The sequence below is a fragment of the Quadrisphaera sp. DVD1 genome (assembly GCF_058932755.1).
The window spans coordinates 44,200-54,133 of record NZ_JBZYWI010000002.1; the positions used below are offsets into that span (position 1 = coordinate 44,200).

Annotated in this window: 8 protein-coding genes; all 8 read left to right on the forward strand. The window is 76.2% G+C overall.

All coding sequences use genetic code 11. The features are described 5' to 3' along the window. Positions 1 to 64 precede the first annotated feature (64 nt). Positions 65 to 649: a bifunctional pyr operon transcriptional regulator/uracil phosphoribosyltransferase PyrR gene (pyrR, locus tag AC5FZL_RS00550; RefSeq protein WP_493616607.1), complete on the forward strand. Its 585-nt coding sequence runs from the start codon at positions 65 to 67 to the stop codon at positions 647 to 649. Then, positions 646 to 1,593, forward strand: a complete 948-nt coding sequence (locus AC5FZL_RS00555; RefSeq protein WP_493616608.1) for an aspartate carbamoyltransferase catalytic subunit — start codon at positions 646 to 648, stop codon at positions 1,591 to 1,593. Before pyrR ends, AC5FZL_RS00555 begins: the two co-directional genes overlap by 4 nt. Beyond that, the gene (locus AC5FZL_RS00560) at positions 1,590 to 2,939 is read left to right on the forward strand and encodes a dihydroorotase (protein ID WP_493616609.1); all 1,350 of its coding nucleotides are present in this window, start codon (positions 1,590 to 1,592) and stop codon (positions 2,937 to 2,939) included. Before AC5FZL_RS00555 ends, AC5FZL_RS00560 begins: the two co-directional genes overlap by 4 nt. Continuing rightward, positions 2,927 to 3,439, forward strand: a complete 513-nt coding sequence (locus tag AC5FZL_RS00565) for a PH-like domain-containing protein (protein WP_493616610.1) — start codon at positions 2,927 to 2,929, stop codon at positions 3,437 to 3,439. Before AC5FZL_RS00560 ends, AC5FZL_RS00565 begins: the two co-directional genes overlap by 13 nt. Continuing rightward, positions 3,436 to 4,710: a glutamine-hydrolyzing carbamoyl-phosphate synthase small subunit gene (gene carA / locus AC5FZL_RS00570; RefSeq protein ID WP_493616611.1), complete on the forward strand. Its 1,275-nt coding sequence runs from the start codon at positions 3,436 to 3,438 to the stop codon at positions 4,708 to 4,710. Before AC5FZL_RS00565 ends, carA begins: the two co-directional genes overlap by 4 nt. Then, positions 4,710 to 8,063 carry a carbamoyl-phosphate synthase large subunit gene (gene carB / locus AC5FZL_RS00575; RefSeq protein ID WP_493616612.1) on the forward strand — a complete coding sequence of 1,118 codons (3,354 nt, stop codon included), beginning with the start codon at positions 4,710 to 4,712 and terminating at the stop codon, positions 8,061 to 8,063. Before carA ends, carB begins: the two co-directional genes overlap by 1 nt. Then, the gene (locus AC5FZL_RS00580) at positions 8,060 to 8,980 is read left to right on the forward strand and encodes a dihydroorotate dehydrogenase electron transfer subunit (RefSeq protein WP_493616613.1); all 921 of its coding nucleotides are present in this window, start codon (positions 8,060 to 8,062) and stop codon (positions 8,978 to 8,980) included. Before carB ends, AC5FZL_RS00580 begins: the two co-directional genes overlap by 4 nt. Beyond that, a partial coding sequence (locus tag AC5FZL_RS00585) for a dihydroorotate dehydrogenase (protein ID WP_493616614.1) occupies positions 8,977 to 9,934 on the forward strand: 958 nt, incomplete at its 3' end. The genes AC5FZL_RS00580 and AC5FZL_RS00585, both read left to right, overlap by 4 nt.

A 9,934-nucleotide genomic window follows, 5' to 3' on the forward strand; every position in this document is an offset into this window, starting at 1 on the left:
GTAGCCTGAGCGCCGTTCGACGTCCTTCAACCTCCGTCCTGTGAGGCGGGGAAGGAGTCGCCAGATGGCGTCACTGCGCCCGGTGCTGGAAGCGCCGGAGGTCTCCCGCGCGCTCACCCGCATCGCCCACGAGCTGCTCGAGCGCAACCACGGCCCCGAGGGCCTGGTGCTGCTGGGCGTCCCCCGCCGCGGCGTGCACCTCGCCCGCCGCCTGGCCGAGCGGATCGCCGCGGTCGAGCCCGGCGTGGACGCCGCGGCGATCGCCGGCTCCCTCGACGTGACGATGTACCGCGACGACCTGCGCCGCCAGCCCGCGCGCACGCTGCTGCCCACCGCGCTGCCCCCCGGCGGCGTGGACGACAGGATCGTCGTCCTCGTCGACGACGTGCTCTTCTCCGGCCGCACCGTGCGGGCCGCGCTGGACGCCCTCAACGACCTGGGCCGCCCCCGCGCCGTCCGCCTCGCCGTCCTCGTCGACCGCGGCCACCGCGAGCTGCCGATCCGCGCCGACCACGTGGGCAAGAACCTCCCGACGGCGGCCGCCGAGCGGGTGCGCGTGCTGCTCGAGGAGACCGACGGGCGCGACGCCGTCCTCATCGAGGCGCCTGAGGCGCCCGAGGCGCCCGGCGCCCCCGGGGCGCTGTCGTGAAGCACCTGCTCTCCGCCGCCGACCTCTCCCGCGACGAGGCCGTGCAGGTCCTCGACGTCGCCGAGCAGATGGCCGGCACCCAGCAGCGCGAGATCAAGAAGTTACCGGCCCTGCGCGGGCGCACGGTGGTCAACCTCTTCTTCGAGGACTCCACCCGCACCCGCATCTCCTTCGAGGCGGCCGCCAAGCGGCTGTCGGCCGACGTCATCACCTTCAGCGCCAAGGGCTCGAGCGTCTCCAAGGGCGAGAGCCTCAAGGACACCGCGCTGACCCTGGAGGCGATGGGCGCGGACGCCGTCGTCGTGCGCCACCCGGCGTCGGGCGCCCCGCACCGCCTGGCCCGCGCGGGCTGGACGCGCAGCGCCGTCCTCAACGCCGGCGACGGCACCCACGAGCACCCCACGCAGGCCCTGCTCGACGCCTTCACCCTGCGCCGCCACCTCGTCGGCGGGGGAGGGCCCGCGACCGGCGCCGACCTCGCGGGCCTGCGGGTCGGCATCGTCGGCGACGTGCTGCACAGCCGGGTCGCCCGCTCCGACGTCCTGCTGCTGCACACCCTCGGCGCCGACGTCACGCTCGTCGCCCCGCCCACGCTGCTGCCGGTGGGCGTGGAGTCGTGGCCGTGCCGGGTCTCCTACGACCTCGACGGCGCGCTCGAGGGCCTCGACGCCGTGATGGCGCTGCGGGTGCAGCTCGAGCGCATGGACGCCGCCTTCTTCCCCTCCGCGCGGGAGTACTCCCGCCGCTACGGCCTGGACGCGCGGCGGCTCGCGCTGCTGCCCGACCACGCCGTCCTGCTGCACCCCGGGCCGATGAACCGCGGCCTGGAGATCACCGCCGAGGCCGCCGACGGCACCCGCTCCCGGATCGTGGAGCAGGTCTCCAACGGGGTCGCGGTCCGGATGGCCGCCCTGTACCTGCTGCTCGCCGGGGAGGACGCATGACCACCGAGACCACCGCGTACGTGCTGCGCGGGGCCCGCCCGATCGGCGGGGAGCCCGCCGACGTCGTCCTGCGCGGCGGGACGATCGCCGAGGTGGCGCCCGCGGGCACCGGCGACACCAGCGGGGCGGTGGTCGTGGACGCCGACGGGCTGGTCGCCCTGCCGGGCCTGGTCGACCTGCACACGCACCTGCGCGAGCCCGGGCGCGAGGACGCCGAGACGGTCGAGTCCGGCACCCGCGCCGCCGCCCGGGGCGGGTTCACGGCCGTGCACGCCATGGCCAACACCGCTCCGGTCGCCGACACCGCGGGGGTCGTGGAGCAGGTCTGGCGCCTGGGCCGCGCCGCCGGCTGGGTCGACGTCCGCCCGGTCGGTGCCGTGACCATCGGCCTGGAGGGCCAGCGCCTGGCCGAGCTGGGCGCGATGGCCGACTCCGCCGCCGGCGTCCGGGTCTTCTCCGACGACGGGAGGTGCGTCCACGACGCCGTGCTCATGCGCCGCGCGCTGGAGTACGTCAAGGCCTTCGACGGGGTGGTGGCCCAGCACGCCCAGGAGCCCCGGCTGACCGAGGGCGCGCAGATGCACGAGGGCGCGCTGTCCGGCGTCCTGGGCCTGCGCGGCTGGCCCGCCGTGGCCGAGGAGGCGATCATCGCCCGCGACGTGCTGCTCGCCGCGCACGTCGGTTCCCGCCTGCACGTCTGCCACGTCTCCACGGCCGGCAGCGTCGAGCTGATCCGCTGGGCGAAGGCCCGCGGCACCGACGTCACCGCCGAGGTCACCCCGCACCACCTGCTGCTCACCGACGAGTCCGTGCGCGGCTACGACCCGGTCTTCAAGGTCAACCCGCCGCTGCGCTCCGCGGAGGACGTCCAGGCGCTGCGCGAGGCCGTGGCGGACGGCACCATCGACGCCGTCGCCACCGACCACGCCCCCCACCCGGTCGAGGACAAGGACTGCGAGTGGGCCGCCGCGGCGATGGGGATGACCGGGCTGGAGACCGCGCTCAGCGTCGTCCAGCACGCCCTCGTCGAGACCGGCCACCTGGACTGGGCCGGGGTGGCGCGCGTGCTGTCGGCGGCACCGGCCAGGATCGGCCGCGTGGCGGACCAGGGGCGCCCGCTCGCCGCGGGCGAGCCGGGCAGCGTCGTCCTCGTCGACCCCGCCGCGCGCTGGACGGTCGACCCCGCCGCGATGGCCACCCGCGGGCGCAACAGCCCCTTCGCGGGCACCGAGCTGCCCGGCGCGGTCGTGGCCACCTTCTGGCGCGGCCACGCCACCGTCCTCGACGGGCAGCTGGCGCAGCCGCGCCGCGCACCCGGCTCGGGCGGTGACCCGTGGAACGGGTGATCGCCGGCGTCGCGATGCTCGCGCTCGTGCCGGTGGCCTGGTGGCTGATGTGGCGCGGCTGGCGCCGCCGCGGCGGCGAGCAGGCGGGCCTGCCCGCCCCGGCACCCGCACCGTCGGAGCCGGACGGCGCCTGGGCGCTGGAGCCGGTGGAGGGCACCTACGTGTCCACCACCTGGGCCGGCCGGCCGTTCGAGCGGGTGGTGGCCCACGGCCTGGGCGCGCGCAGCGCGGTCGCCGTCGGCCTCGACGCCACCGGCCTCGTGGTCGAGCGCGGCGGGGCGCCCTCGTTCCGGGTGCCGCGCGCGGACCTGCGAGCGGTGCGCCGCCAGCGCGGGGCGGTCGGGAAGTTCACGGTGGAGGAGGAGGGTCTCGTGGTGGTGACGTGGCAGCTCGGGGAGGCCGAGCTCGACACGGCGGTGCGCTGCCGCCGGCGGGCGGACGCCGACCGGCTGGTCACCGCCGTCAGCGGCCTGGTGGGTTCGGGAGAGGGAGCGGCGTGAGCACGACGAGCAGCACGGGCAGCACGGGGGCGGGCGGGAGCGAGGCCGCGGTCCTCGTCCTGGAGGACGGGCGGACCTTCGCGGGCGCCGCCTACGGCGCCCGCGGCACCACCGTCGGCGAGGCGGTGTTCTGCACCGCGATGACCGGCTACCAGGAGACCCTCACCGACCCCAGCTACCACCGGCAGGTGGTCGTCATGACCGCCCCGCACGTGGGCAACACCGGCTGGAACGACGAGGACGACGAGTCCTCGAGGATCTGGGTCGCCGGCTACGTCGTGCGCGACCCCGCCCGCCGGGCCAGCAGCTGGCGCTCGCAGCGCGAGCTGGCCGACGAGCTCGCCGACCAGGGCGTGGTGGGCATCAGCGGGGTCGACACCCGGGCACTGACCCGCCACCTCCGCGAGCGCGGCGCGATGAGGGTGGGGGTGTTCTCCGGCGCCGACGCCGCCCGGCCCCACGACGAGCTGCTGGCCCGCGTGCGCTCCGCCCCCGCGATGGCCGGCACCGACCTGGCCGGCGAGGTCAGCACGAGCGAGCCGTACCTAGTCCCGGCCGTGGGCGAGCGCCGGCTCACCGTCGCCGCGCTGGACCTCGGGATCAAGTCCATGACGCCGCACCAGCTGGCCCAGCGCGGGATCGACGTCCACGTGCTGCCCGCCACCGCGGCCCTGGACGACCTCCTGGCCGTCGGCCCCGACGGGGTGTTCTTCTCCAACGGCCCGGGCGACCCGGCCGCGGCGGTGCACGAGGTCGGCCTGCTGCGCGAGGTCCTCGACCGCCGGATCCCCTTCTTCGGGATCTGCTACGGCAACCAGCTGCTGGGGCGCGCCCTCGGGCTCGGCACGTACAAGCTGCGCTACGGCCACCGCGGGGTCAACCAGCCCGTGCTCGACCGCGCCACCGGGCGGGTGGAGGTCACCGCGCACAACCACGGCTTCGCCGTCGACGCGCCGGTGGACGCCCCGGTCGAGACCCCCTTCGGCCTCGCCGAGGTGAGCCACGTGTGCCTCAACGACGACGTCGTGGAGGGGCTGCGGGTCGCCGACCGGCCGGCGTTCAGCGTCCAGTACCACCCCGAGGCGGCGGCCGGCCCGCACGACGCCAACTACCTCTTCGACCGGTTCGTCACGCTCATGACCGACCCGGGCGCGGCGCTGCCGCCCCTGGTCACCGCCCCGCACGGCCCCCGCGCGAGCGGCGTCCGCGGCGAGGCGCCGTCCGCCGCCGCCCAGACCGACCCGACGTCCGACGCAGAGCAGGAGGGCTGATGCCCCGCCGCACCGACATCGCCAGCGTGATGGTCATCGGCTCCGGGCCGATCGTCATCGGGCAGGCCGCCGAGTTCGACTACTCCGGCACCCAGGCCTGCCGCGTGCTGCGGGCCGAGGGCCTGCGCGTGATCCTCGTGAACTCCAACCCGGCGACGATCATGACCGACCCCGAGCTGGCCGACGCCACCTACGTCGAGCCGATCACCCCGGAGGTGGTCGAGGCGATCATCGCCAAGGAGCGCCCCGACGCGCTGCTGGCCACCCTCGGCGGGCAGACCGCCCTGAACACCGCGATCGCCCTCCACGAGAGCGGGGCGCTGGAGCGCCACGGCGTCGAGCTCATCGGCGCCAACGTCGCGGCGATCCAGCTGGGGGAGGACCGCGAGGCGTTCAAGGGCGTCGTCGAGCGCTGCGGCGCCGAGAGCGCGCGCTCGCGCACCGCGCACTCGATCGAGGAGTGCCTGGAGGTGGCCGAGGAGCTCGGCTACCCCGTGGTCGTGCGGCCCAGCTTCACCATGGGCGGGCTCGGCTCGGGCTTCGCCCACGACGAGGCCGAGCTGCGCCGCATCGCCGGCGCCGGCCTGCACGCGAGCCCCACCACCGAGGTGCTCCTGGAGGAGTCGATCCTCGGCTGGAAGGAGTACGAGCTCGAGCTCATGCGCGACCGCCACGACAACGTGGTCGTCGTCTGCTCGATCGAGAACCTCGACCCGATGGGCGTGCACACCGGCGACTCCATCACCGTCGCCCCGGCCATGACGCTCACCGACCGCGAGTACCAGCGGCTGCGCGACATCGGCATCGCGGTGATCCGCGAGGTCGGCGTCGACACGGGCGGGTGCAACATCCAGTTCGCGGTCGACCCGCGCACCGGCCGGATCATCGTCATCGAGATGAACCCGCGGGTCTCGCGCTCCTCGGCCCTGGCCTCGAAGGCCACCGGGTTCCCGATCGCGAAGATCGCCGCGCGCCTGGCGGTCGGGTACACGCTCGACGAGGTGCCCAACGACATCACCCAGGAGACGCCGGCCAGCTTCGAGCCGTCGCTGGACTACGTCGTCGTCAAGGTGCCCCGCTTCGCCTTCGAGAAGTTCCCCGCGGCCGACACGACGCTGACCACGACGATGAAGTCCGTCGGCGAGGCGATGGCGATCGGCCGCAGCTTCCCCGAGGCGCTGCAGAAGGCGCTGCGCTCGGTCGAGCAGCGCGGCTCGAGCTTCTCCTGGGAGGGCCCCGACCCCTCGCCCGAGGAGGTCGAGCGCCTCCTCGAGGTCGCGCGGCGCCCCACCGACGGGCGCCTGGTCACCGTGCAGCAGGCGCTGCGCGGGGGCGCGGGCGTGGCCCGGGCCCACGAGGCCACCGGCATCGACCCGTGGTTCCTCGACCAGATGGTGGGCATCGAGGAGGTCGCCGGGAAGGTCCGCGCCGCCGAGGCGCTGGACGCCGACCTGCTGCGCACGGCCAAGCGCTGGGGCTTCTCCGACGCCCAGCTGGCCTCGCTGCGGCGCGACGCGCCCGACGCCCCCACCGAGGCGCAGGTGCGCGCGCTGCGCCACGCGCTGGGGGTGCGGCCGGTGTTCAAGACCGTCGACACCTGCGCCGCGGAGTTCGCCGCGGCCACGCCGTACCACTACTCCGCCTACGACGAGGAGGACGAGGTCGAGGTCACCGGGCGGCGCAAGGTCGTCGTCCTCGGCTCGGGCCCGAACCGGATCGGGCAGGGCGTGGAGTTCGACTACTCCTGCGTCCACGCCGTGATGGCGCTGCGCGAGGCCGGCTACGAGACCGTCCTGGTCAACTGCAACCCCGAGACCGTCTCCACCGACTACGACACCTCAGACCGGCTCTACTTCGAGCCGCTGACCCTCGAGGACGTCCTCGAGGTGCTCGCGGCCGAGGCCCGCTCCGGCGAGGTCGTCGGCGTCATCGCGACCCTGGGCGGTCAGACGCCGCTCGGCCTGGCCGCGCAGCTGCAGGCCGAGGGGATCCCGGTGCTGGGCACCAGCCCGGCCGCGATCGACCTGGCCGAGGACCGCGGCGCGTTCGGCGAGGTCCTGGCGCGGGCCGGCCTGCCGGCGCCGGTCTTCGGCACCGCCTCCAGCGTCGCCGAGGCCACGGTGATCGCCGCCGACATCGGCTACCCGGTGCTCGTGCGCCCCTCGTACGTGCTCGGCGGGCGCGGCATGCAGATCGTCTACGACGAGGAGAGCCTCGCCGGGTACGTCGAGCGCGCCACCGTGGCCAGCCCCGACCACCCGGTGCTCATCGACCGCTTCCTCGACGACGCGGTGGAGATCGACGTCGACGCCCTCTTCGACGGCGAGCAGGTCTACCTCGGCGGGATCATGGAGCACATCGAGGAGGCGGGCGTGCACTCCGGTGACTCCGCGTGCGTGCTCCCGCCGGCCACCCTGGGCGCCTCGGTGCTGGCCCGGGTCCGCACCTCCACCGAGGCCATCGCCCGCGGCGTGGGCGTGCGCGGCCTGCTCAACGTCCAGTTCGCCCTCGCCTCCGACGTCCTCTACGTGCTGGAGGCCAACCCCCGGGCGAGCCGCACCGTGCCGTTCGTGGCCAAGGCCACCGGGGTCGCGCTGGCCAAGGCCGCCGCGCGGATCGCCGTCGGCGCCACGATCGCCGAGCTGCGCGCGGAGGGGATGCTGCGGGCCAGCGGCGACGGCGGCGACCTCCCGCCGGACTCCCCGGTCTCGGTCAAGGAGGCGGTGCTGCCGTTCAAGCGCTTCCTCACCCCGGAGGGCATGGTCGTCGACAGCCTGCTCGGCCCGGAGATGCGCTCCACGGGCGAGGTCATGGGCATCGACGTCGACTTCCCCTCGGCCTTCGCGAAGTCCCAGGCGGCGGCGTACGGGGGCCTGCCCACGAGCGGGCGGATCTTCGTCTCCGTGGCCGACCCGGACAAGCGCGCGATGCTCTTCCCGGTCAAGCGCCTCACCGACCTGGGGTTCGAGGTGCTGGCCACCGAGGGCACCGCCGCCACGCTGCGCCGCAACGGCATCCGCAGCACGGTGGTGCGCAAGCACAGCGCCGGCGCCGGGCCGGCGGGCGAGCCGACGATCGTCCAGCAGATCCTCGCCGGCGACGTCGCCCTCGTGTTCAACACCCCGACCGGCACCGCCGGGCGCGCCGACGGCTACGAGATCCGCGCCGCGACCGCCGCGGTGGACACCCCGCTGGTCACCACGGTGCAGCAGTTCGCCGCGGCGGTGCAGGCCATCGACGCCGCCCGCGCCGCGGCCGAGGCGGGGGAGGGCGTGCGCGTGCGCTCGCTGCAGGAGCACGCCGCGGCGCTGCACGCGGCCTCCGGCGCCGCCGCCTCGGGCGGGGCGGTGTGAGCGGCGCCGCGCCGGTGCAGGACCGCGCCGAGGTCCTGGCGACCCGGCCGGTCGGGGCCTACACGCACCTGGTGCTGCACAGCCCCGCCGCGGCCCGCGCCGCGCGGCCGGGCCACTTCGTGGCCTGCGGCACCGGCGACTCCGGGATGCTCCTGCGCCGCTCGTTCTCCCTCCACCGCGCGGACGCCGAGCTGGGCACCCTCGAGGTCGTCGTCGCCGCGGCCGGACCGGGCACCGCGCTCATCACCGCGCTGCGCCGGGGCCAGCGCCTCGCCGTGACCGCGCCGCTCGGCCGCCCGTTCCCGCTGCCCGAGCCCGGCATCCCCGCCGTGCTCGTCGGCGGCGGGTACGGCGCCGCGCCCCTGGGCTGGCTGGCCACCGCCCTGCGCGCCCGGGGCAGCCGGGTGGACGCCGTCCTCGGCGCCGCCACCCTCGACCGGCTGCTGGGCACCAGCGCCGTCGACGCCCGCACCGCGCTCGACGACGTCGCCGACTCCGTGGAGGTGACCACCGACGACGGCTCGGCCGGCACCCGCGGCCGGGTCACCGACGTCCTGCCCGAGGTGCTCGACCGCGCGGCCCACCTCGGCGGCGGGAGCCCGGTGGTCTACGCGTGCGGCCCGATGCCGATGCTGCGGGCCGTGCACGAGACCAGCGCCGCCGCCGGCGCGCGCAGCTGGCTGGCCGTCGAGGAGTCGATGGCCTGCGGGGTCGGGGTCTGCATGACCTGCGTGCTGCCCGTGCGCGGGCAGGACGGCGCCACCCGGATGGTGCGCACCTGCACCGAGGGCCCGACGTTCCCCGGCGACGCGCTGCGCTGGGACGCCATCGGCCCCCGCGGCGCCCGCGTGCCCGAGGACGCCGTCGGCGCACCCGCCCCGGTGGCCGCCGCCGCACCGGTCGGGGACCCGACGTGAGCGCCCCTGCGACCACGCCCGCGGGCGAGCGCGGGGACGGCCGAGGGGCCGTGCTCGACCCGAGCGACGTGGACCTGTCCACCGAGCTGGCCGGCCTGGCCCTGCGGGGGCCGACGATGACCGCGTCGGGCTGCGCGGCCGCCGGCGCCGAGCTGGCCCCCTACCTCGACCTCGCGGCCCTGGGCGCCGTCGTCACGAAGTCCGTGATGCTCTCCGCGCGTTCCGGGCGCCCCACGCCGCGGATGGCCGAGACCCCCTCGGGGATGCTCAACTCCATCGGGCTCCAGGGCCCGGGGGTCGAGGCGTTCTGCGCCGTCGACCTGCCGGCGCTCGCGGCGGCCGGCGCGACGCCGGTGGTCTCGATCGCCGGCGGCAGCGTGGAGGAGTTCGCCGCCCTGGCCGCCCGCCTGGCCGACGAGGACGCCGTGGCGGCCATCGAGGTCAACATCTCCTGCCCGAACGTGGCCTCGCGCGGGCTGGTCTTCGCCTGCGACCCCGGCGCCTCGCACGAGGTGCTCGCCGCCGTCACCGCGGCGTCCCGCCCGGGCGTGCCGGTGCTCGCCAAGCTCTCCCCGGACGTCACCGACATCGTTGCGGTCGCGCGCGCCTGCCTCGAGGGCGGCGCGAGCGGACTGACCGCCATCAACACGCTGCTGGGCATGGTCATCGACCCCGTCACCCTGCGCCCGCAGCTGGCCGGCGTCACCGGCGGCACCTCCGGCCCGGCGATCCGCCCGGTCGCCGTGCGCTGCGTGTGGCAGCTGCACGCCGCGATGCGCGCCGGCGCCCTGCCGCGGGCGCCGATCGTCGGCGTGGGCGGCGTGGCCTCCGGCGCCGACGCGCTGCAGATGATCGCGGCCGGGGCCAGCGCCGTGCAGGTCGGCACCGCCACCTTCGCCGACCCCTCCGCGCCGGCCCGGGTCGCCGCGGAGCTGGCCCGCGAGCTGGCCCGGC